The organism is Aeromonas sp. NJAU223 (genome assembly GCF_051125555.1).
Classification (GTDB): Bacteria; Pseudomonadota; Gammaproteobacteria; order Enterobacterales; family Aeromonadaceae; genus Aeromonas; species Aeromonas veronii_G.
Map to the genome: position 1 here is coordinate 785,001 of NZ_CP144204.1, position 23,176 is coordinate 808,176.

19 protein-coding genes, 2 rRNA genes and 1 riboswitch (1 of these 22 running past the window's edge) are annotated in these 23,176 nt (G+C 61.1%); of the genes, 13 read left to right on the plus strand and 8 right to left on the minus strand.

Features of this window, described 5'->3' with window-relative positions:
• From VZC39_RS03785 to VZC39_RS03810, 6 genes are all read left to right on the plus strand, one after another.
• A 23S ribosomal RNA gene (locus VZC39_RS03785) occupies positions 1-1,234 on the plus strand (it extends 1,655 nt beyond the left edge of the window).
• A 119-nt stretch (positions 1,235-1,353) separates the two neighbouring features.
• A 5S ribosomal RNA gene (gene rrf / locus VZC39_RS03790) occupies positions 1,354-1,468 on the plus strand.
• A 608-nt stretch (positions 1,469-2,076) separates the two neighbouring features.
• Entirely contained in the window at positions 2,077-2,529 is a 453-nt protein-coding gene (locus tag VZC39_RS03795) for a pullulanase (protein ID WP_349921121.1), read from the plus strand.
• Positions 2,530-2,740: 211 nt separating this feature from the next.
• Positions 2,741-4,888: an adenosylcobalamin-dependent ribonucleoside-diphosphate reductase gene (locus tag VZC39_RS03800; RefSeq protein ID WP_434665820.1), complete on the plus strand. Its 2,148-nt coding sequence runs from the start codon at positions 2,741-2,743 to the stop codon at positions 4,886-4,888.
• An 11-nt stretch (positions 4,889-4,899) separates the two neighbouring features.
• Complete coding sequence (locus VZC39_RS03805) at positions 4,900-5,583, plus strand: NrdJb (RefSeq protein ID WP_434665823.1); 684 nt, start codon at positions 4,900-4,902, stop codon at positions 5,581-5,583.
• 220 nt (positions 5,584-5,803) lie between these two features.
• Positions 5,804-7,174, plus strand: a complete 1,371-nt coding sequence (locus VZC39_RS03810; RefSeq protein ID WP_434665825.1) for a PhoH family protein — start codon at positions 5,804-5,806, stop codon at positions 7,172-7,174.
• A 69-nt stretch (positions 7,175-7,243) separates the two neighbouring features.
• Here the strand turns inward: VZC39_RS03810 and thiQ are convergent, their stop codons facing one another.
• From thiQ to thiB, 3 genes are all read right to left on the minus strand, one after another.
• Positions 7,244-7,951: a thiamine ABC transporter ATP-binding protein gene (gene thiQ / locus VZC39_RS03815; protein WP_434665827.1), complete on the minus strand. Its 708-nt coding sequence runs from the start codon at positions 7,949-7,951 to the stop codon at positions 7,244-7,246.
• Positions 7,952-8,022: 71 nt separating this feature from the next.
• Complete coding sequence (gene thiP / locus VZC39_RS03820; protein ID WP_434665830.1) at positions 8,023-9,663, minus strand: thiamine/thiamine pyrophosphate ABC transporter permease; 1,641 nt, start codon at positions 9,661-9,663, stop codon at positions 8,023-8,025.
• Positions 9,639-10,619, minus strand: coding sequence for a thiamine ABC transporter substrate binding subunit (gene thiB, locus VZC39_RS03825; protein ID WP_349921126.1), 981 nt, complete (start codon positions 10,617-10,619; stop codon positions 9,639-9,641). The genes thiP and thiB overlap by 25 nt, the downstream gene beginning before the upstream one ends.
• Before the next feature lie 53 nt (positions 10,620-10,672).
• Positions 10,673-10,763: riboswitch (TPP riboswitch) on the minus strand.
• A 91-nt stretch (positions 10,764-10,854) separates the two neighbouring features.
• On the opposite strand from thiB, the gene VZC39_RS03830 reads away from it, so the two are divergent.
• Positions 10,855-11,145, plus strand: coding sequence for a PilZ domain-containing protein (locus VZC39_RS03830; RefSeq protein WP_349921127.1), 291 nt, complete (start codon positions 10,855-10,857; stop codon positions 11,143-11,145).
• Between the two features lie 126 nt (positions 11,146-11,271).
• Here VZC39_RS03830 and VZC39_RS03835 read toward each other — a convergent pair whose 3' ends face one another.
• The 5 genes from VZC39_RS03835 to leuA form a co-directional block, all read right to left on the minus strand.
• Positions 11,272-12,201: a transglutaminase domain-containing protein gene (locus VZC39_RS03835; RefSeq protein WP_434665833.1), complete on the minus strand. Its 930-nt coding sequence runs from the start codon at positions 12,199-12,201 to the stop codon at positions 11,272-11,274.
• A 90-nt stretch (positions 12,202-12,291) separates the two neighbouring features.
• Positions 12,292-12,891 (minus strand): 3-isopropylmalate dehydratase small subunit, encoded by a 600-nt coding sequence (gene leuD, locus VZC39_RS03840; RefSeq protein ID WP_434665835.1) that lies wholly within the window; start codon positions 12,889-12,891, stop codon positions 12,292-12,294.
• 92 nt (positions 12,892-12,983) lie between these two features.
• Complete coding sequence (leuC, locus tag VZC39_RS03845) at positions 12,984-14,381, minus strand: 3-isopropylmalate dehydratase large subunit (RefSeq protein WP_349921130.1); 1,398 nt, start codon at positions 14,379-14,381, stop codon at positions 12,984-12,986.
• A gap of 29 nt (positions 14,382-14,410) precedes the next feature.
• The gene (gene leuB, locus VZC39_RS03850; protein ID WP_434665838.1) at positions 14,411-15,496 is read right to left on the minus strand and encodes a 3-isopropylmalate dehydrogenase; all 1,086 of its coding nucleotides are present in this window, start codon (positions 15,494-15,496) and stop codon (positions 14,411-14,413) included.
• Positions 15,497-15,629: 133 nt separating this feature from the next.
• Positions 15,630-17,192: a 2-isopropylmalate synthase gene (leuA, locus tag VZC39_RS03855; protein WP_434665841.1), complete on the minus strand. Its 1,563-nt coding sequence runs from the start codon at positions 17,190-17,192 to the stop codon at positions 15,630-15,632.
• Positions 17,193-17,598: 406 nt separating this feature from the next.
• Here leuA and VZC39_RS03860 point away from each other — a divergent pair, with 406 nt between their 5' ends.
• The 6 genes from VZC39_RS03860 (at position 17,599) to ilvN (ending at position 22,771) form a co-directional block, all read left to right on the plus strand.
• The gene (locus VZC39_RS03860) at positions 17,599-18,222 is read left to right on the plus strand and encodes a TetR/AcrR family transcriptional regulator (protein WP_434665844.1); all 624 of its coding nucleotides are present in this window, start codon (positions 17,599-17,601) and stop codon (positions 18,220-18,222) included.
• Positions 18,223-18,367: 145 nt separating this feature from the next.
• A complete protein-coding gene (locus VZC39_RS03865) occupies positions 18,368-18,871 on the plus strand; it encodes a phosphatase PAP2 family protein (protein WP_434668337.1) in 504 nt (167 codons plus the stop codon).
• Positions 18,868-19,977, plus strand: coding sequence for an MJ1255/VC2487 family glycosyltransferase (locus VZC39_RS03870; RefSeq protein ID WP_434665847.1), 1,110 nt, complete (start codon positions 18,868-18,870; stop codon positions 19,975-19,977). The genes VZC39_RS03865 and VZC39_RS03870 overlap by 4 nt, the downstream gene beginning before the upstream one ends.
• Positions 19,978-20,012: 35 nt before the next feature.
• Complete coding sequence (locus VZC39_RS03875; protein ID WP_100858117.1) at positions 20,013-20,165, plus strand: hypothetical protein; 153 nt, start codon at positions 20,013-20,015, stop codon at positions 20,163-20,165.
• 390 nt (positions 20,166-20,555) lie between these two features.
• Positions 20,556-22,274, plus strand: coding sequence for an acetolactate synthase 3 large subunit (locus VZC39_RS03880; RefSeq protein ID WP_434665849.1), 1,719 nt, complete (start codon positions 20,556-20,558; stop codon positions 22,272-22,274).
• A 2-nt stretch (positions 22,275-22,276) separates the two neighbouring features.
• A complete protein-coding gene (gene ilvN, locus VZC39_RS03885; RefSeq protein WP_349921137.1) occupies positions 22,277-22,771 on the plus strand; it encodes an acetolactate synthase small subunit in 495 nt (164 codons plus the stop codon).
• The last annotated feature ends 405 nt before the right edge of the window (positions 22,772-23,176 follow it).

Genomic DNA, 23,176 nt, shown 5'->3' on the forward strand with positions numbered 1-23,176 from the left:
CTAGGCAAAATAGAACCGTAACTTCGGGAGAAGGTTCGCTCTTGATGGTGAAGTCCCTTGCGGATGGAGCTGTCGGGAGTCGCAGTGACCAGATGGCTGGGACTGTTTATCAAAAACACAGCACTCTGCAAACACGAAAGTGGACGTATAGGGTGTGACACCTGCCCGGTGCCGGAAGGTTAATTGATGGGGTTAGCGCAAGCGAAGCTCTTGATCGAAGCCCCGGTAAACGGCGGCCGTAACTATAACGGTCCTAAGGTAGCGAAATTCCTTGTCGGGTAAGTTCCGACCTGCACGAATGGTGTAACCATGGCCATGCTGTCTCCACCCGAGACTCAGTGAAATCGAATTCGCCGTGAAGATGCGGTGTACCCGCGGCTAGACGGAAAGACCCCGTGAACCTTTACTACAGCTTGGCACTGAACATTGAACCTACATGTGTAGGATAGGTGGGAGGCTTTGAAGCGATGACGCCAGTTGTCGTGGAGCCGTCCTTGAAATACCACCCTTGTATGTTTGATGTTCTAACGCAGGGCCCTGAATCGGGCTCGCGGACAGTGCCTGGTGGGTAGTTTGACTGGGGCGGTCTCCTCCCAAAGAGTAACGGAGGAGCACGAAGGTTGGCTAATCCTGGTCGGACATCAGGAGGTTAGTGCAATGGCATAAGCCAGCTTAACTGCGAGACGGACAGGTCGAGCAGGTACGAAAGTAGGTCATAGTGATCCGGTGGTTCTGAATGGAAGGGCCATCGCTCAACGGATAAAAGGTACTCCGGGGATAACAGGCTGATACCGCCCAAGAGTTCATATCGACGGCGGTGTTTGGCACCTCGATGTCGGCTCATCACATCCTGGGGCTGAAGTCGGTCCCAAGGGTATGGCTGTTCGCCATTTAAAGTGGTACGCGAGCTGGGTTCAGAACGTCGTGAGACAGTTCGGTCCCTATCTGCCGTGGGCGTTGGATGATTGAAGGGAGTTGCTCCTAGTACGAGAGGACCGGAGTGAACGAACCTCTGGTGTTCGGGTTGTCACGCCAGTGGCACTGCCCGGTAGCTAAGTTCGGAATCGATAACCGCTGAAAGCATCTAAGCGGGAAGCGAGCCCTGAGATGAGTCATCCCTGACCCCTTGAGGGTCCTAAAGGGCCGTTGGAGACCACAACGTTGATAGGTGGGGTGTGTAAGCGCGGCGACGTGTTGAGCTAACCCATACTAATTACCCGTGAGGCTTAACCATACAACACCCAAGAAGTGTTTCTGGCCTTGTAGCAAGTGCATGAACTACTCAAATTCAGTGATAGCGACGAGCCAAGAGCGACATCGTTATTCACGTCAGCTTTCTAGATTAAGAATTTGCCTGGCGGCCATAGCGCCGTGGAACCACCTGATCCCATGCCGAACTCAGAAGTGAAACGCGGTAGCGCCGATGGTAGTGTGGCATTCGCCATGCGAGAGTAGGACACTGCCAGGCACCCAATTTGAAGAAGCCCGCTCATCTGAGCGGGCTTTTTTATTGGCTGACATTTGGGGATTGGCAGATGTTTTGTCCAATCATGGCCTGTTTATCAGGCAACTACATCGTAAAACCATATCAGCTTAGTCAAACAAACTGCCTTCTACGCCTCCAATTACCTATCTCCTGCCTCTTTTCAGCGCCACACTACCGGGATACCGGGATACCGGGATACCGGGATACCGGACTACTGGACTACTGGACTACCGGGCTGTCGTATCTGCTCACATGCAGGACGGCCATACCCCCTATTGATCATCACAATTGTTCAAAATGGGCGCTGCCAATCAGGTCAGCAACGCTCTCTGACACAGACGTGGTGAGGAAGGCCATCACCATGGCCTGACGCGGGTACGTACAGATAGATACAAGCAAGTCCCTATGTATTGGTTCCCTCTCTTTACCGCAGCATTTCGCCGCTGGTCATCTCTTCGTTCCCCCTTGTTTTGCATATAAAAAGTACAGAATGTGATACCCCTACCTTTCTGGTCGAGCCAGCTCTGCTTTAATGCCTCTGCCCACATTCGATTGGGCCAAGGAATCACAATAATCTGAGGAATGGACACATGTTCAAGAGAACAGTAACGATGATGCTGGCGGCGGGAACCCTGGTATTAGGCGGTTGCGCATCTAACGGTGGCGCCGAGCAGGCTGGGGCGGGCAACAGCGATTTCGGCGGCAAGTCCATCTACCTGCGTGGGGAGATGAACGACTGGATGGCCAACGATGAGACCAAGGTGGTCAAGGTGGCCGACAAGCTCTACATGGCCAAGGGGACCCTCAAGAAGGAGTGGGCACCCTATAAATTCAAGTTCGGTGACTCTGGCTGGAGCTGCGGCACCAACTTCGGCTACAAGAGCCCGAGCGACGGCGTCGCCGTGCTGGGCGGGGAGCCGGTGCCGGTCAACCCCTGCTCCAAGTATGAGGACATGAAGTTCTCCCCCGAGGTGGACGGGGTGTATGAGTTCTACCTGAACCTGGCCGGCGAGACTCCGACGGTTTACGTCAAGAAACCCTGATCCCGCCATGAGAGGTAAATCTCTCGGGAAATGAGACAGTTAAATGCCCTGGCCCGGAAACCCGCTGGCCGGGGCGTTTTTTTAGGATTAGAATCGCGTCCTCATGATGTGATGACTACTATATATAGTGTTTATGTTTGAGTGGTTATCTATTGGTTGTGTTTTTGACATGCATCCTGACCTGAATGCATTCACATAAGGCGGCTTGAAAATGGCTAAATCCAACCCCGTGCTGGACAGTGAAACCGGCACCGGCCTCATCCCCCTGCAGGAAACCTCCCTCGAGATCTGGGACAGCAAGTATCGTCTCAAGCGCAAGGATGGGACCCCCATCGACGGCTCCATCGACGAGACCTACCAACGGGTGGCCCGCGCCCTGGCGGCACAGGAGCGTGAACCGGACACCTGGTATGCGCCCTTCCTGTGGGCGCTGCGCAACGGCGCCATCCCGGCGGGACGCATCACCTCCAACGCGGGGGCCTTCGAGCACAAGCCCGCGACGTCCACCATCAACTGTACCGTCTCCGGCACCATCGAAGACTCCATGGACGATATCCTCGGCAAGGTGCACGAGGCGGGGCTGACCCTGAAGGCGGGTTGTGGAATCGGCTACGACTTCTCGACCCTGCGCCCGCGCGGCGCCTTCGTCTCCGGCGCCGGGGCCTATACCTCCGGGCCCCTCTCCTTCATGGATATCTACGACAAGATGTGTTTCACCGTCTCGTCCGCCGGCGGTCGCCGCGGCGCCCAGATGGGCACCATGGATATCCGCCACCCCGACGTCGTCGAGTTCATCCAGGCCAAGCGCGAAGATGGTCGCCTGCGCCAGTTCAACCTCTCCCTGCTCATCACCGAGGAGTTCGTCGAGGCGGTGAAACAGGATGCCCCCTGGCAGCTCATCTTCCCTTACACGGCGAAAGAGGTGGAGGAGGACGGCATCGCGCTGGACGACCCCGAGCAGGTGCGCTGGGCCGACTGGCCGAACAAGGAGGGGGTGGTCATCAACGAGCAGGGGCTGGTCGCCTGCAAGGTCTACAAGACCCTGCCTGCCCGGAAACTGTGGAACGTCATCATGAGCTCCACCTACGACTATGCGGAGCCCGGCTTCATCCTGATCGACAAGGTGAACCAGATGAACAACAACTGGTTCTGCGAGGAGATCCGCGCCACCAACCCTTGCGGTGAGCAGCCGCTGCCGCCCTACGGTGCCTGCCTGCTGGGCTCGGTCAACCTGACCCGCTTCGTGAACAACCCCTTCACCGAACAGGCGAGCTTCGACTGGTCCGCGTTTCGCAAGGTGGTGGCCATCTTCACCCGTATGCTGGACAACGTGGTGGAGATCAACCAGTTGCCGCTCGCCAAACAGCGGGAAGAGATCATCAACAAGCGCCGCCACGGCATGGGCTTCCTCGGCCTCGGCTCGACCCTCACCATGCTGCGGATAAAATATGGCTCCGCCACCTCGGTCGCCTTCACCGAGCAGGTCTCCCAGGAGCTGGCCATGACCGGCTGGCGCGAGTCACTGGCCCTGGCGAAGGAGAAGGGCCCAGCCCCCATCATGGAGCAGGAGTTCGAGGTAACCGGCAAGATGCTGCGCCTGCGCCCGGAGATGGCCGCCGATGGCATCAAGATCGGTGACAAGGTGAAGGGTCGGGTGCTGCACGCCCGTTATAGCCGCTACATGCAGCAGGTGGCCGACGTGGATCCCGCCCTGGTGGCCGAGCTGACGGAGGTGGGGGGACGCTTCACTCACCACAGCAGCATAGCGCCGACCGGCACCATCTCGCTGTCGCTGGCCAACAACGCCAGCAACGGCATCGAGCCGAGCTTCGCCCATCACTACAGCCGCAACGTCATCAAGCCCGGCAAGAAGAGCAAGGAGAGCGTGGACGTCTACTCCTTCGAGCTGCTGGCCTACCGTGGGCTGGTCAACCCGGCCGCCATGCCTTACGGAGAGGATGAAGGCAGCCGGTTGCCGGACTACTTCATCACCGCCGACGACATCAGCCCGACCGAGCACGTGGACATCCAGGCCGCCGCCCAGCGCTGGATAGACTCCTCCATCTCCAAGACGGCGAACATCCCCACCGACTTCCCGTTCGAGCGGTTCAAGGATATCTACCTCTATGCCTCGGATTCCGGCCTCAAGGGGTGCACCACCTTCCGTTTCAACCCGGAGGCTTTCCAGGGGGTGCTGGTGAAGGAGAAGGATCTGGAGAATACCAGCTACGAATTCACCCTGGAGGATGGCTCCGTCATCACGGCGAAGGGGAATGAAGAGATCGAATACGATGGGGAGCTGCACACCGCCGCCAACCTCTACGACGCCTTGAAAGAAGGCTATTACGGCAAATTCTGAGAACGACACATATGGTCAAGAAGATCGACAGGAAAATCGTCGCCTACAAGGTAAGCACCAAGGATGAGCCGCAAGACGTCGCGGCGTCCCAGGAGGACGTGGTGCACATGCACGAGACGGTGCTGCGGCCGGAGCGGCTGATGGGCACCACCTACAAGCTGAAGACGCCGGAGCATGTCTCCGAGCACTCGCTGTTCATCACCATCAACGACATCATTCTCAACGAGGGCACGGTGCACGAGACCCGCCGCCCGTTCGAGATCTTCATCAACTCCAAGAGCCTGGAACACTACCAGTGGATAGTGGCGCTGACCCGCATCATCTCGGCGGTGTTTCGCAAGGGTGGGGATGTCACCTTCCTGGTGGAGGAGCTGCGCTCCGTGTTCGATCCCAAGGGGGGCTACTGGAACAAGGGCAAGTATGTGCCGTCCCTGATCGCCGAGATTGGCAACGTGATCGAGACCCATCTCACCGAGATCGGCATGCTCAAGGCCACCGGGCTGGATGAGCACCAGCAGGCCTTCCTGGCCGAGAAGAAGGCCGAGCTGCAGGCGGAAAAAACGGCTGCAGAGCCATCCGCTGGCAACGGCTTCCCCGCCAATGCGGCGCTCTGCTACAAGTGCCACACCAAGGCGCTGGTGCTGAAAGATGGCTGCATGACCTGCCTGAACTGCGGCGATTCCAAGTGCGGCTGACGTGGCCGAGCAGGGAATAACCCCGTGAAAAAGACCGGCCACTGGCCGGTCTTTTTTATTGATGGCTTTATATACAATCAGTTGCGGTGACCAAGGGAAATGTTGCGCGTCCGTAAAATCGGGCGTAGCGTTGGGAGGTAATAAAACTGTCACGGCCGTGTGGTTTCAATGACATCTGAGATTCACACACGTGGCACCCCCAGTGCCAAGGAGGATGCTTATGGACAATACGGACCGAAAGCTGTTTATCCTGGATACCAACGTTCTGCTTCACGAACCCCTCGCCATCTACTCCTTCAAAGAGCACGACGTGCTCATCCCCATGACGGTGCTGGAAGAGCTCGACAACATCAAGGATCGCCAGAAAGACGTCAGCCGGGATGCGCGTATCGCCATCCGGGCGCTGGAAGACGTGTTTCGTGACGCGACCCCCGAGCAGATCGTGCAGGGAGTCGCGCTGGCAGGCGAGGCGAGCGGTCATATCTCCATCTTCAGCGATCACCATCTGCCCCAGGATGCCGAGGTGTTCACCGACAAGGAGGCGGACAACCGCATCATCAACGCCGCCCTCTACCTGCAAAAGCACGAATTGAAACGCCAGGTGGTGCTGGTGACCAAGGACATCAACATGCGCCTCAAGGCCAAGGGGGCCGGTCTCGCGCACGTTGAGGACTACCGTAGCGACCAGCTGATCGACGACATCCGCCTCTTGGCCAAGGGCTTCCAGGTGGTGCCCGGCAGCTTCTGGGAGCGGGTCGGCGAGTGCGACAGCGAGACCCATGGCCGGGATACCGTCCATGTGATCGATGCCGAGCTGCTGGAAGGGGTCCACGTCAACCAGTACCTGCTGGACGAGGAGAACTTCTTCGCGGCCAGAGTGCTGAGCCACGATGGCCACAAGATCCGCCTCAAGGATCTGGGCCGTGAGCGGCTGATGTCCCGCAAGGCCTGGGGCGTGCATCCCAAGAACGTCTATCAGGGCATGGCGCTGGATGCCCTGCTGGATCCGCACATCGATCTGGTTATCCTGACCGGCCCGGCCGGTTGCGGCAAGACCCTGCTGGCCATGGCGGCGGCGCTGGAGCTGGTGATCGAGAAGGGGATCTACGAGAAGGTGATCGTCACCCGCAATACCCCGGAGATTGCCGAGAGCATCGGCTTCCTGCCCGGCACCGAAGAAGAGAAGATGATGCCCTGGCTGGCGGCGGTCACCGACACCCTGGAGGTGCTGCACAAGCAGGACGAGAACATGAGCGGGTCGCTGAGCTACATCATGGAGAAGGCCAACATCCAGTTCAAATCGGTCAACTTCATGCGCGGGCGCAGCATCCAGAACACCTTCGTGCTGCTGGACGAGTGCCAGAACCTGACCGCGTCCCAGATCAAGACCATCATCACCCGTTGCGGCGAGGGGACCAAGATCGTCTGCTCCGGCAACCTGGCCCAGATTGACTCCAACTACCTGAGCCCGGTCACCTCGGGCCTGACCTACATCGTCGAGCGCTTCAAGGATTTCGATGGCAGTGCCAACATCTTCCTGAACGGGGTGGTGCGCAGCAAGCTCGCCTCCTTCGCCGAGGAAAACCTCTGATTTCACTCACTATCTTCATATGAAAGAGGGAGGCCACTGGCCTCCCTCTTTTGATCCCGGGATCCCGTTTCAGGAGATGTGGGAGTGGCCCAGATAGCGCTGCAGGCCAGGATGATCGCTGTTTTGCAGAATGTCCGGCGTGCCCTGCAGGGCGATGCGCCCCTCGTCCACGAACAGCACCCGATCGGCGATGAGCTGGGCGTCTTCCGGGTTGTGGGACACCATCAGCACGGTAATGCCCTGCTCGCAGGCGAGCCGGGCGACTTCCGCCAGCATCTCCCGGCGCAGGGCGGGATCGAGCGCCGAGAAGGGCTCGTCCAGCAGCAGCAGCGGCTTGCCGCGCACCAGGGCGCGGGCCAGCCCGACCCGCTGCTGCTGACCGCCGGAGAGCTGCTCCGGCAGCCTCTCCTGCATGTCACCCAAGCCGACCCGGGTCGCCGCCTCCTTCACCTGGGCGCGCTGGGCCGGGGTCAGGCGCAGGCCCGGATGCAGGCCGATGGCGATGTTGTCGAACACCGACAGGTGCAGGAACAGATTGTGATCCTGGAACAGGGTGGTCACCGGGCGCTCGGCGGGGCCGAGCGGCAGCAGATCGATGCCATCGAAGCGCAAGGCGCCTGATTCTACCGGCACGAAGCCCGCTATCATGCCGAGCAGGGTGGATTTGCCGGCGCCGCTTGGACCGATCAGCGCCGTGATCTCCCCCTTGGGCAGGGAGGCGTTGAAGCTGACGCGCCAATCAGGGTAACTGGTTGCCAAATCATCAATTAACAGCATCTTTGACTCCTGTGATATGGCTGGTAGCGCAGACAGCATGTGCGGCCGCAGCCAGGCAGCGAACTCGACTGTCACGCATCCAGGTTTTTCCCCCCCAGACCCCGCTCCACCAGCCAGAACAGGGAGAAGCAGAGGGTCAGCAGCAGCAGGGCGGTGGCCGCCGCCTCGGTCAGCCGGTAGCTGCCGAGCTGCTGATAGAGCAGCCAGGGCAGGGTGGTGAGGGTCTGGCTGCCGAACATGGCGATGGCGCCGAGATCCCCCAAAGACAGGATCATGGAGAGCGCCATGGCCAGCGCCAGGGGGCGGCGCAGCAGGGGCCACTCCACCAGCCGCAGGCGCTGCAGGCCGCGCACCCCCAGGCTGTCCGCCAGCCGGTCGTACTGGCGCACCACCAGCTGCATGGGGGCGGAAAGGGTACGCAGCACATAGGGCAGCGCCATCAGGGCGTTGACCAGCACCACCAGCCAGGGGCCGAGGGCGAAGACGTCGGCGAAGGGCATGAACAGGATGAAGAGGCCGGTGGAGAGCACCACCGCCGGGATCATCAGGATCATGGAGCCGCTGGCCTCCCACAGGGCGGCGGCTCGCCGCTTGCGATCCCGCACTCTCAGGTGGCGGCTGGTGAGCAGCAGACCGGTGCCGAGCAGGGTGGCCAGGCTCCCCGCCGCCAGCGCGATGCCGAGGGATTGCCCCCCCGCCTGCCACAGCTGGGATGATCCCAATGCCGCCAGCAGGCCGGGGTTGAAACCGGCGATGACGATGGCCAGCAGGGGCGGCAGGAAGATGGCGAGACCGAGGCCGAGGGCGAGGCCGTCGACCAGCCGGGTGCCCGGCTGGTGCCTGTCCGGTCGCAGGCAGGGACGGCGGCCGCTGATCCGGTTGGGGGTTGAGCCTTGCAGCTTGTGTTGCAGCAGCAGGAGGCCTGCGGTCAGCAGCAGTTGCACCAGGGCCAGGCCACCGGCGGTGGCGAGATCGAAGTCAAAGCGCAGGGCCTGGTAGACCGCCACCTCCAGGGTGGTGGACTTGGGGCCGCCGCCGAGTGCCAGCACTGTGGTGAAGCTGGTGAAGCAGAGCATGAAGATGAGGATCGCCAATCCCGGCAGCAAGCCACGGATGATGGGCCACTCCAGCAGCCGGAAGATGTGGGAGGAGCGCATGCCGAGCTGGCTGGCGAGGCGCCAGGAGGACTCGGGGATGCTCTCTATGCCTTGCAGGATGAGGCGCGCCGCCAGCGGCATGTTGAAGAAGACGTGGGCCAGCAGGATGCCGAACAGGCCGTAGAGGTAGTTGCCGGGATCCAGTCCGGCACTGCGCAATGCCTGGGGCAGCCAGCCCTGGGTGCCGTGCACCGCGACGATGCCGAAGATGGCGATGATGACCGGCAGCACCAGGGAGAGGCCGAACAGCTTGAGCAGCCACTTCCGGCCGCGAAAACGGCGCCGCGCCAGGGCCCTGGCCACCGGAATGGCCAGCCCCAGGCTCAGCAGGGTGGAGAGCAGGGCCTGCCAGAGGCTGAAGCCCAGCACGTGGCGCAGATAAGGATCCGTGAGCAGGCTGCCCGGGAGGGAGCCCGCCTGCCACAGCAGGGCCGCGAGGGGCCCAAGGGAGAGCAGCAGGATGACGGCGGTGGCTGCACAGCCCGGCAGCCACCAGAGGGGACGAGACTGGGGTTTCACAAAGTGATGGCTCACTGGGTGACGGCTTGCAGCCATTCCCGGATCCAGCCCTTGCGGTTGGCGGCCACCTCGTCAGAGCTGAAGCTCAGCGGTTTGGCGACGGTGATCATCTGCTCGAAGCCCTTGGGCAGCGGGGTGTCGATCACCGGATACATCCAGTTGCCGCCCGGAATTTCTTGCTGGAAGGCGGGGCTGACCATGAACTGCAGGAACTGGTCGGCCAGCTTGTCTTGCTTGGCGCTCGCCAGCTTGGCGGCTACTTCCACCTGGCGATAGTGGCCCTCTTCGAAGGCGGCGGCCTGGTACTGGGCCTTGTTCTCGGCGATCAGGTGATAGGCCGGGGAGGTGGTGTAGGAGAGCACCATGTCCGCCTCGCCATCGAGGAACATGCCATAGGCCTCGGACCAGCCCTTGGTGACGGTGACCGTCTTCTTGGCAAGCTGGGCCCAGGCGGCGGGGGCCTGGTCGCCATAGACGGACTTCATCCACAGCATCAGCCCCTGACCCGGGGTGGAGGTGCGGGGATCCTGGTAGATCACCTTGAGATCGGGGCGCTCTACCAGCTCTTTCAGGCTCTTGGGCGGGGTCTTGAGTGTGTCCTTGTTGTAGACGAAGGCGAAGTAGCCGTAGTCATAGGGGACGAAGGTATCGTCCTGCCAGCCACCCGGCACCTTGAGGGCGGCCAGATCCGTGTGATGGGGGGCGAACAGACCGCTCTGCTTGGCCTCGCTCACCAGGGCATCGTCCAGCCCCAGCACCATGTCGGCCTTGCTGTGTTTCCCTTCCAGTCGCAGCCGGTTGAGGATGGCGACCCCGTCTTCCAGCGCCACCAGATTGAGGGTGCAGTTGCACTCCTTCTCGAAGGCCTGCTTGATCTTGGGGCCCGGACCCCATTCGCTGGCGAAGGAGCCGTAGGTGTAGACGGTGAGGGTGTCGGCGGCGAAGGCCTGGGCACTGAGCAGGCTGGTGGCGACCAGCAGAAGGGTTTTCATCGATGGCACTCCCTGTGGGTTGCGAGCTGCCAGCGGATGAGGGCGCAAAAAACGAGCGCCATGCCTCAAATTCCTCCGCCAGCATTATCTGGATCAGGTTCACGGGTATAATCTCAGCGGTAAACCGCACCCCGTTTGAGAAACGAATCGCATTGTATTGACGTTCTGGAAGGGAGGCCAGCACTATGTGTCGCGCATCCCGTCCTGCCTATCCAATCCATGGAGGAAGCCTCGAGTGATCACCAGCACCAAGGAAAGACGCGCCTTTCAACGCATGGTCATCAATGCCCCCGTCACCCTCTATCAACAGCCCAGGGTGCTGGAAGGGGTCTGCCGGGATCTCAGCGCCAACGGCATGGGGGTGGAGATAAACCAGCATGACTTCGACGTCACCCAGCCCCTCAGGGTCAGCCTGGCCACCAGCAGCAACCTGCTGCCCCCCTTCGAGGCCCAGGCCCGCATCGTGCGGGTGCTGGAGGAGGACAAGGGGCTCTTGCTGGCGCTGGAGTTCCTGCCCCAGACCTGATTTTTCGATATATTTCACGGCTTTTTATCGGCCCGCACTCGCGGGCCGATGTTTTTATATTACTGGCGGGATTAATCGCTGCCTTTTGTTCATCTTCACCCATGGCTCGCCCATGTCCGCATCGATTTACGGGCTGGCCCTGACCGCTTGCACACTGAGCTGCCTGCTGTCGACCAGGGTCTTGCTGGTGGGGGCCAGCTGGCCCATGGGGAGCTGGGCCGGGCCGGTCGGCTCCATCAGCAGATAGGTCTGCCCCTCCCAGCTGAGCACGGCTTCACCGGCCTTGGCGGGCAGGGCGACCCCCAGCAGGGCGTGACCGGGGACGAACACCATGATCTGGGGGAGCTCGGGGAAGAGCTGGGCCAGCATGGCCGCCATCAGGGTCACCTTGCTGTCGCAATCCCCCGCATTCTGCTCCAGCACCTGGCGCGGGGTCAGGAACCCTTTGCCGGCGCGGCCGGACTGGCTGTCCAGCAGGCGATAAGGGATGACCTGAATGAAGTCGAGCATGAAGGCCACCGTCTGCTGGCGGGCGGCCAGCTCGGTCTCGCCAGACTGTTTGAGTTGCTCGGCCAGCGGGGCCAGCTCGGCCCGGTTTTCCAGGGCAATGCGCACGTGATCCTGCTTGATGGCGGGGGCGCCATCGGGCGGCGTGAAAGGCTGGAAGTAGTGCTGCTTGAGCCACTCGGCCTCCAACTTGGCCTGTTGTGGCTTGACCCAGGCCTCGGCCTCCCTCGCCTGATCGGCGTTGCGGCTCCTGATGCTGAGGGCGAGGCTGGGACGAGCCAGGGAGAACTGCACCTCGGGGAAGTCGATGACGGCCTGCTGCAACAGGCGCTGCAACACCTCCTCCTGCATGCGGGCGGGGCGATAGGCGATGAGGGGGGGCAAGCTTCCCGCCTCCAGCCGGTAGTCAAGCTGCTGTGCCTTGCCCTCCCTGTCCTGCCAGCCGACCTTGATTTGGCCGCCGCCGTTGCGAAAAGAGGTCTGCTCGGCCGCCACCGGCAGGGCAAGCAGCAGGGCGCAGAGCAGGGGCAGGGGGCAGGCTTTGGCCATCATCGTCTCCTCAAGGTGGCAGGGACCGGACAATAAAACGGGGAGCCCAGGCTCCCCATTGAGGTTACTCAGTTTATTGGCACAGGGCCGTTAGAGCCAGCTGGGCTGCTTCGCCTCGAAGGCATCGATGGCGGCCTCGTGCTGCAGGGTCAGGCCGATGGCATCCAGCCCGTTGAGCAGGCAGTAACGGCGGAACTCGTCGATCTCGAAAGGGAAGGCGAGCTCACCGGCCCGTACCTGGTTGGCTTCCAGATCCACCTCGATCTCGATGCCCGGATTGGCGGCGACCAGCTGGAACAGGGCATCCACCTCCTCTTCCTTCAGGCGGACCGGCACCAGACCGTTGTTGATGGCGTTGCCGTAGAAGATGTCGGCGAAGCTCGGGGCGATCAGGGTCTTGAAGCCGTAATCCGCCAGCGCCCAGGGGGCGTGCTCACGGCTGGAACCACAACCGAAGTTCTCCCGCGCCAACAGGATGCTGGCTCCCGCGTAGCGGGGCTGGTTCAGTACGAACGCCGGGTTCGGCTGCTGGCCTGCATCGTCCAGGAAGCGCCAGTCGTGGAACAGGTGCTTGCCAAAGCCGATGCGGTTCACCTTCTGCAGAAACTGCTTGGGAATGATGGCGTCGGTGTCGACGTTGGCGCTGTCCAGCGGCACCACTATGCCTTTGTGTTGTTTGAATCCTGTCATGTTCATTCCCTCTTACAACCCACGAATGGAGGTGATGCCGGTGGCGACAAAGGCTCGTCTGTGTTGTTTGAATGCTTTCATCCTAACCCCCTTTACAGCGCGCGAATGTCGGCGAAACGACCGGTGACGGCGGCGGCGGCAGCCATGGCCGGGCTCACCAGGTGGGTACGACCGGCACGGCCCTGACGACCCTCGAAGTTGCGGTTGCTGGTGGAGGCGCAGCGCTCCCCCGGTTGCAGCCGATCGTTGTTCATGGCCAGACACATGGAACAGCCGGGCAGACGCCACTCGAAGCCCGCCTCGATGAAGATCTTGTCCAGCCCCTCGGCCTCGGCCTGGGCCTTCACCTGTTCGGAGCCCGGTACCACCAGGGCCTGGACCCCGGCGGCCACCTTGCGGCCACGGGCGATGGCGGCAGCGGCGCGCAAGTCTTCGATGCGGCTGTTGGTGCAAGAGCCGATGAACACCTTGTCGATGGTGACATCGGAGAGCTTCTGACCGGGTTGCAGATCCATGTAGGCCAGGGCCTTGCGAGCGGATTGCTGCTCCATCAGATCGGCGAAGGAGTCCGGATCCGGGATGGGCTCGCCCACGGCGATCACCTGGCCCGGGTTGGTGCCCCAGGTCACCTGAGGAGCGATGTCGGCGGCATCGAGCACCACCTCGGCGTCGAAGATGGCACCTTCGTCACTCTTGAGCGTTCGCCAGTAGGCGATGGCTTGCTTGAGTGCCTCACCCTCGGGGGCGAAGACCTTGCCGCGGATGTAGTCGATGGTGGTCTGATCCGGTGCGACCATGCCGGCCTTGGCGCCGAGTTCGATGGCCATGTTGCACACCGTCATGCGCCCTTCCATGGAGAGGCTCTCGATGGCATCCCCCGCAAACTCCACCACGTAACCGGTGCCGCCGGCATGACCGACCTTGCCGATGATGGCGAGCACCACGTCTTTGGCGCTGATGCCATCGCTCAGCTTGCCGTTGACGCTGATGCGCATGGTCTTGGCCCGGCCCTGTTTCAGGGTCTGGGTGGCCATCACGTGTTCCACTTCGGAGGTGCCGATGCCAAACGCCAGGGAGCCGAAGGCGCCGTGGGTCGCGGTGTGGGAGTCGCCGCAGACGATGGTGGTGCCGGGCAAGGTGATGCCAAGCTCGGGGCCCATCACGTGGACTATGCCCTGATACTGGTGGTTCAGGTCGTAGAGACGAACCCCGAACTCCTTGCAGTTGGCGGCGAGCGTCTCCATCTGGATGCGGGCCATCTCGCCGGAGGCGGCGATGTCCTTGGTGGTGGTGGAGACGTTGTGATCCATGGTGGCCCAGGTGAGATCCGGGCGACGCAACTGGCGGTTCATGGCACGCAGGCCGTCGAATGCCTGCGGGCTGGTCACTTCGTGCACCAGGTGGCGGTCGATGTAAATGAGGGGAGTCTCCCCTTCCACTTCCCGCACCACGTGGGCGTCGAACACTTTCTGATAGAGGGTTTTTGACATTGCTTTCTTCCTTGTTATCCGCGGCGGGATCAGATGCGCGCGGCTATCTGATCGCCCATGGCGGCGGTGCTCTGTACCGGGTGCTGGGCACTCGACTGATGCAGATCGGCGGTGAAGTAACCCTCGGCCAGGGCCTGGGCCACGGCCTGCTCGATGGCCCTGGCGGCCTCCTCCTGCCCCAGGCTGTAGCGCAGCATCAGGGCGGCGGAGAGGATCTGGGCGATGGGGTTGGCGATGCCCTTGCCGGCGATGTCCGGCGCCGAGCCACCGGCTGGCTCGAACAGGCCGAAACCGGATTCGTTCAGGCTGGCAGAAGGCAGCAGCCCCATGGAGCCGGTGATCATGGCGCACTCGTCGGAGAGGATGTCGCCAAACAGGTTGGAGCAGAGCAGCACGTCGAACTGGGACGGATCCTTGATGAGCTGCATGGTGGCGTTGTCGATGTACATGTGATTGAGGGTCACGTCCGGGTAGGACTTGGCGACCTCAGCCACCACCTCGCGCCACAGGATGGAGGAGGCGAGCACGTTGGCCTTGTCGATGGAGGTGACTTTGCTCTTGCGCACCCTGGCCGATTCGAACGCTATCTTGGCGATGCGCTCGATCTCATAGCGGTGATAGACCTCGGTGTCGAATGCCTTCTCGGTGGCGCCGCTGCCTTCGCGTCCCTTGGGCTGGCCGAAGTAGATGCCGCCGGTCAGCTCGCGCACGCAGGCGATGTCAAAGCCCCGATCCGAGATGTCGGCACGCAGAGGGGAGAACTGCTCCAGACCGGTGTAGATACGGGCCGGGCGCAGGTTGCAGAACAGTTTGAAGTGGGCGCGCAGGGGCAAGAGGGCACCGCGTTCCGGCTGATCGTTCGGGGGCAGGTGCTCCCACTTGGGGCCGCCGACCGAACCGAACAGCACGGCATCTGCGGCTTCGCAGCCGGCTATGGTGCTCTGGGGCAGGGGGGTGCCGTGGTTGTCGATGGCGATGCCACCCACGTCGTGGTGGTCATAGTCGAGGGAGAAACCAAACTTGGCCTGCACCTTTTCCAGCACCTTGACGGCCTCGGCCATCACTTCCGGGCCAATGCCGTCACCCGGCAATACTGCGATCCGATAACTGCTCATACTGTCTCCGTCCTGATGTTGTTCTTGGGATCCATCTGCTCAGCGGCACGATACGATGGGCCGATTGCTGTTCAGACTGTTTCTGTCTTGGTGTTGTCGTTGTTTCTCATCTGCCCAGTGGCCCTGCCACCGCTCAGACGGTTTCCGTCTTGATACTGTTCTTCTGGCCCATCTGCTCGGCGACCATGTCGGCGCGCCAGATGCTGTTGATCACGTGGACCAGGGCCTGGGCCGAGGATTCGATGATGTCGGTGGCCAGCCCCATGCCGTGGAACTTGCGCCCCTTGTATTCGGCGACGATGTCCACCTGGCCGAGGGCGTTCTTGCCTTCCCCCTTGCCCTTGAGTTCGTATTTGTCGATGCGGATCTCGTAGCCGGTGATGCGGTTGATGCACTGGTAGACCGCATCGACAGGCCCGTTGCCGGTGGCGGCTTCGCTGATGGTTTCCTGGCCGACGTTCAGCTTCACCGAGGCGGTGGCGAGCACCGAGCTGCCGCTCTGCACCCCGAGGTACTCCAGCTTGAAGTGCTCGGGCTCTTCGTGGATTTGGCTGAAGAAGGCGAGGGCTTCGAGGTCGTAGTCGAATACCTGTCCCTTCTTGTCCGCCAGGGTCAGGAATTTCTCGTAGAGGCTGTCCAGGTCATAGCTGCTCTCGGCGTAGCCCATGGATTCCATGCGGTGCTTGATGACGTGGCGGCCAGAGCGGGAGGTCATGTTCAGGTTGTTCTGGGGCAGCCCTATGCTCTCGGGGGTGATGATCTCGTAGGTATTCTTGGCCTTGAGCACGCCATCCTGATGGATGCCGGAGCTGTGGGAGAAGGCGTTGGCGCCGACGATGGCCTTGTTGGGCTGTACCGGCATGTTGCAGATCTGGCTGACCAGCGTGCTGGTACGGTGGATCTCGTTGTGGCGAATGTTGGTGTGGACCCCGAGCAGATCGGCGCGGGTTTTGAGGATCATCGCCACCTCTTCCAGGGAGCAGTTGCCCGCCCGCTCGCCGATGCCGTTGATGGTGCACTCGATCTGGCGGGCGCCCATCTGCACGGCGCCGATGGAGTTCGCCACCGAGAGGCCGAGATCGTCGTGGCAGTGTACCGAGATGATGGCCTGGTCGATGTTCGGCACCCGGTTGAACAGGGTCTGGATGATGCCGGAGAACTCGGTCGGTACCGTGTAACCCACGGTGTCGGGGATGTTGATGGTGCGGGCGCCTGCCTTGATGGCGGCTTCTACCATGCGGCAGAGGTTGTCGATGGGGGTGCGACCCGCATCCTCGCAGGAGAACTCCACGTCGTCGGTATAGCGGCGGGCATGTTTGACCGCGCTGACGCCCATCTCCAGCACGTCCTCGAAGCGCTTCTTCAGCTTGCTCTCGACGTGGATGGAGGAGGTGGAGATAAAGGTGTGGATGCGAAATGCCTCGGCCACTCTCAGTGCCTCGCCGGCGGCGTCTATGTCCTTGGGCAGGGCGCGAGCCAGGGCGCAGACCCGGCTGTTCTTGATGTGGCGGGCGATGGTCTGCACCGAGAGGAAGTCACCGGGGGAGGAGACGGGAAAGCCCACTTCCATGACGTCGACGCCGAGTCGCTCCAGCGCTTGGGCGATCTGCAGCTTCTCCTTGACCGTCAAACTGGCCGACAGTGCCTGCTCACCATCACGCAAGGTGGTATCGAATATGATGACGCGATCTGACATGTGACTTCCCTCTTCCTAAGTTCGCAACGTGCATCCCGCGTGGCATAAAAAAACCCGTGCGGGGTGCACGGGTTTTTGTAAATTCCGGCTATGCCTGAGCCCGGCTACAAGGATCCCGCGCGACGAGTCGCGATTAGGGAAAGCAGTAGTAGCGGAGCGGCAAAATGCATGATGACTCAATCCATCCAGTCGATAACGCTTCTACCAATATCGAGATTTTTATGCTGTGTCAACTCGAACTCACAGGTTCAATTCACTGGATTATTTAATCGGATTGTAAAGGAGTGCAAATTTCCTTGTCCCATATTCGGTCCATGCCTGATTATCTGGTCATTCCTGCTGTACTCGATCATCCACACGATTCAGATCGACTTATCAGCTCTTGCTGAATTATCTGAGGTATCCCATGGAAAAACGCAGACCTGGCCGTCCGGTTGGACGCTCCGACATTCGTGACAAGCTGCTTGCCGCTGCCCGTGAACGTTTTCTCAACACGCCCTACAGCAAGGTGACGACCCGTGAGATCGCCGAACTGGCCGGCTCCAATCTGGCGATGATCCACTACTACTTCGGCAGCAAGGAGGGTCTCTACAAGGCCGTGCTGGGGGATGTGGCAGAGCCGCTGGATCAGGCCTGGCACGACGAAACCAGCAGCCGCAGCCTCAACGATCTGCTCAATACCTACTATCAGGTGATGGCGCCGAACAGCGAGCTGACCTCTGCCATCTCCAGTGCGTTGTCCACCGAAAAGAGCCCGGGACGGGATTTTGTGCTGAGCCGCCTGCTGGAGCGTCAATTGCCCCAATTCGATGCCCTGCTGGAATCCATGAAGTCCAATGGTCAGCTCGGTGACAATCTGGATCCCGAGATGCTGAAGATCTCCTTCCTCAGCATGATGTGGCAGCCGTTCGTGATGAAGGATCTCTACGAGCAGGTGTTCGGCCTGACCGTGGACGAGCGCTTCATGAGTCGCCTGGCCGCCCACAACTGCCAGCTGATGGAAAACGGGCTGCGCGGCGCCCTGAACTGATCGCGTTGCATCTCACATGAATGACTAAAAAAGGGCCGCTCGGCCCTTTTTTGTCGTCTTGTTCACCAATCTGTTATCTGTCCTTCAACGAACTGTCATTGCGCCGCCCTAGCCTGTCTTGAAGATCCAAGGGAAAGGGGGCGTGATGAACAAGATCCAGCAATGGGACCTGCAGGTGTGCCGTGTCTGCCTGCTCCATCCCTACAACCACTCGCAAGCCCGGGTCAGCCGGTTCATCTCCCGCACCGGTGACGGCCCGCTCTACGCCGTGCTGGCGACCCTGCTCTGGTGGCAAGGGGGAGCACAACGAGAGACGGTGCTCATCGCCCTGCTGGCGTTTTCCCTCGAACTGCCGCTCTATCTGTTGCTCAAGAATGCCCTGAAGCGCCAGCGCCCGGCAGGGCTGCCGGTCTTCATCACGCCCTCCGACCGCTACAGTCTGCCTTCCGGCCATACCGCGGCCGCTTTCCTGATGGCGACCGTGCTGGCTGCAAGCTTCCCGCTCTGGGCCCCCTTGTTGTTCACCTGGGCCATTCTGGTAGGGGCCTCCCGCCTGCTGCTCGGGGTGCACTATCTCAGCGATCTGGTGGCCGGCGCCCTGCTCGGCAGTGGTTGCGCCCTCTGGGCCTTGGGTTGGAGTCAGGGATGAAAATACTGTTTGGCGTACAGGGGACCGGCAACGGTCACATCAGTCGCAGCCGCACTCTGGCCCGCGCCTTGAAAGCTCGCGGCATCGAGGTCGATTACCTGTTCAGCGGCCGGCCCGCCGATGGTTACTTCGAGATGGCCGAATTCGGGGAGTATCGGACCTTCCCCGGCATCACCTTCATCAGCCACGGGGGACGAGTCTCGGGCTGGCGTACCCTCAAGGGGCTCTCGCCCCTGCGCTTCTGGCAGGACATGCGGGCCCTCGACTGCCGGGATTACGATCTGGTGATCAGCGACTTCGAGCCCATCAGCGCCCATGCGGCCCGCCGCTGGGGTAAACCCAGCCTCACCATCAGCCATCAGGCCAGCTTTGACTGGGACATTCCGCGTTGGGGGGAGAGCGGCTTCAATCGCCAGTTGATGCACCACTTCGCCCCCGTCCGCCAGTCGGTGGGGCTGCACTGGTTTCACTTCGGCCAACCCTTGCTGCCCCCCATCATCGATCCCATCCCGCTGTCCCAAGACAATCAGCAGATACTGGTCTACCTCCCCTTCGAGTTGACGGAGCAGATAGCCGCCTTGCTGTCGCGCTTCAATCAGCAACGCTTCGTCTGCTTCCACCCGGCCATTCGCTCCCCCAGCCAGTGGCGCAACATCCACTTCGAGCCCCAGGCGCGGGAGGGCTTCAAACAGGCGCTGGCAGGTTGCCGCGGAGTCATCACCAACGCGGGTTTCGAGCTCGCGTCCGAGGCGCTCTCCCTTGGCAAGAAGCTCCTGGTCAAACCGCTGGTGGGCCAGTTCGAGCAACTGACCAATGGCAAGACCCTGGAACTTATGGGGCTGGCCCAGTTGATGGAGACGCTCGATGCCAATGAGGTGCGCAACTGGCTCGATAGCGCGGCCTGCGGGGCCATCCGCTATCCGGACGTGGCGGGGGAGCTGGCAGACTGGCTGGCGGCGGGGGCCGGGGAGGGGATAGAGTCGCTCTCTCGCAGGCTCTGGGCTCGTACCCTCTTCCCGGAGGAGGTGTGCGATCGGCTGAGCGAGTTGACCCTGAGCCCGGCATTGCCCCGCCCCTGGTTATCGCAACTCAGTGCCTTTGACTAGACTGAGACGATCCCAACAAGGAGAGGGTGGACAACATGCGTTTTACCAATGAGAACGGCGATACCATGAATCTGGCGGACAATCTCACACTGCACGAACTGCTCGACATGGGGGTCAGTATCTCGGTGTGCGAGGAGACGGATCCGGATCAGCAGATCTGGCTGGTGGAGCCCGAGCAAGACCAGTGAATCCCCGCCCGGTTGACAGGCCCACCCCCTGCGGTGGGCCATTTATTTCTGCATACTGCCTTGTTTTCAGCATGATCCACTGCCTATCCCTCTGTCATCCCCCCTTTCTTTCCGTCGCCATGGGCAAGTAACTGAATGTTAATAGCTGTTTGAAATTTATGACTGTTATGGCCAGACAAAGCCGTGGACAAGCGTTCACGGGCGGGTTAAGTTGTTTTTTCACCCTATTTTCGGGTGGATGATGGAAAAAACCGATTTTTCTACTATCGACGACTCCGTACTCGCCTGATCCGTACTCAGACAACCATAAACACACGGGTAGGCGTTGCCGGGAAGCAGCGGACTGTCGATAGCTTTCGCTTAACGGAGCAAAGCCTGGAGGGCTTTATCATGGAGATGTTATCAGGCGCCCAGATGGTGGTTAGAGCGCTGGAAGATCAGGGGGTTGAGCACGTATTTGGCTACCCTGGCGGCTCAGTGCTCGACATCTACGACGCTCTCTTTGAAAACGGCAAGATGGAGCATGTCCTAGTGCGGCACGAGCAAGCCGCCGTGCACATGGCTGACGGTTACGCCCGTTCCACCGGCAAGGTGGGGACTGTGCTGGTGACCTCGGGGCCCGGTGCCACCAACTGCATCACCGGTATCGCGACCGCCTACATGGACTCGATCCCCCTGGTGATCCTGTCCGGTCAGGTGCCGACCAGCATGATCGGGGAAGATGCCTTCCAGGAGACCGACATGATCGGTATCTCCCGCCCGGTGGTGAAGCACAGCTTCCTGTGCAAGAAGGCCAGCGAGATCCCGGAGGCCATCAAGAAGGCCTATTACATTGCCGCCAGTGGCCGCCCGGGGCCCGTGGTGGTGGACTTGCCCAAAGACGTGCAGAACCCGAAAGAGAAGTTCCCCTACCAGTATCCGGAGTCCGTCTCTCTGCGTTCCTACAATCCGACCAAGGCCGGACACAAGGGCCAGATCAAGCGGGCTGCCAAGCTGCTGGTGGAAGCCAAACGTCCCGTCATGTACGTGGGGGGCGGCGCCATCAATGCCAACGCGGATCACCTGGTGACCAAGCTGGCGGAGCTGTTGAACCTGCCGGTAACCACCACGCTCATGGGACTGGGGGCCTTCTCCGGCATCCATCCGCAGTTTATCGGCATGCTCGGCATGCACGGCACCTTCGAAGCGAACAAGACCATGCACAACGCGGATCTCATCTTCGCCGTGGGTGCCCGCTTCGACGATCGCGTCACCAACAACGTGGCCAAGTTCTGCCCCAACGCGACCGTGGTACACATCGACATCGATCCCACCTCCATCTCCAAGACGGTCCAGGCCCATGTGCCCATCGTCGGCTCGGTGGAAACCGTGCTGGAGCAGATACTGGAGGTGATCCGCGAGTGTGGTTTTGACAACGACAAGCAGGAGCTGGCCGAATGGTGGGAGCAGATCGGTCAGTGGCGCTCGCGCAACTGCCTGGCCTACGAGACTTCTCCCAACCTGATCAAGCCCCAGCAGGTCATCGAGGCACTCTACAAGGTGACCAAGGGGGAGGCCTTCGTCGCCTCGGACGTGGGTCAGCACCAGATGTTTGCCGCCCTCTACTACCCCTTTGCCAAGCCGCGCCAGTGGATCAACTCGGGGGGCCTTGGCACCATGGGCTTCGGCATTCCGGCCGCCATGGGCGCCCAGTTCGCCAACCCGGAGGCGGTGGTCTGCTGCGTGACCGGTGACGGCTCGGTGCAGATGAACATCCAGGAGCTTTCCACCTGCATGCAGTACGGCGTGCCCATCAAGATCATCTCCATCAACAACCGTGCCCTCGGCATGGTCAAGCAGTGGCAGAAGATGTTCTACGGCGGCCGTCACAGCCACTCCTACATGGAATCCTTGCCGGACTTCGTCAAACTGGCGGAAGCCTATGGCCACGTCGGCATCGCGGTGAGTGATCCCGCCGAGCTGGAGAGCGCCATGGAGAAGGCCTTCGCCATGAAGGACAGGCTGGTGTTCATGGATATCTCGGTCGACCCGGATGAGCACGTCTATCCCATGCAGATAAAGTTCGGTGCCATGGACGAGATGTGGCTGAGCAAGACGGAGAGGACCTGACGATGAGACACATCATTTCAGTACTGCTGGAGAACGAATCCGGCGCCCTGAGCCGTGTGGTGGGTCTCTTCTCCCAGCGCGGCTACAACATCGAGACCCTGACGGTGGCCCCCACCGAGGATCCCACCCTGTCCCGCATGACCATCGTCACCATGGGGGACGAGCGGGTGCTGGAGCAGATCCAGAAGCAGTTGCACAAGCTGGTGGATGTGCTCAAGGTGTGCGATCTCAGCGAAGGGGAGCACATCGAGCGGGAGATCGCCCTGGTCAAGGCCCGCGCCGCCGGCGGTGGTCGGGACGAGCTGAAACGGCTGGCGGACATCTTCCGTGGCCAGATCGTCGACGTCACCCCCGAGCTCTACACGGTGCAGCTCGTCGGCACCAGCGAGAAGCTGGACGCCTTCATCAAGACGGCGGCCCAGACCAACGAGATCGTCGAAGTGGTGCGCTCCGGCGTCTGCGGCATCTCCCGGGCGGACAAGTCCCTGCGTCCCTGATGATGCTGTGATGTCGATATCGAACCAAAAGGGCTCTTCGGAGCCCTTTTTTCATGGTCGGCCGGCAAGGGTGGGGTTTGGTTGGAACTGTCATTTTCTTTCAAATGATCGGTAAACTATCCACAAAAGCTGTGGAAAACTCTGTAGATTAGCGGTGTGTCTGGCGTTAGTTCGCTGATCTTAAAGAGATATTTCAATCTGATCCCGGCTGGATCGCATTTGCACAATCCCCCCGGGAGAGTGTGAGCGTTTGCTTATCGCCAGCCCCTTGTCCGCTGAGCCCTGCGGGGAAATGGCAGGATCCCGGCGGGATCCTGATTTGATCTTGCGGATCAACATGGCTCTCGTTGCCCATGAGGAATGGTGCCGACCATCCATAAAAAAACCCGCCAACTGGCGGGTTTT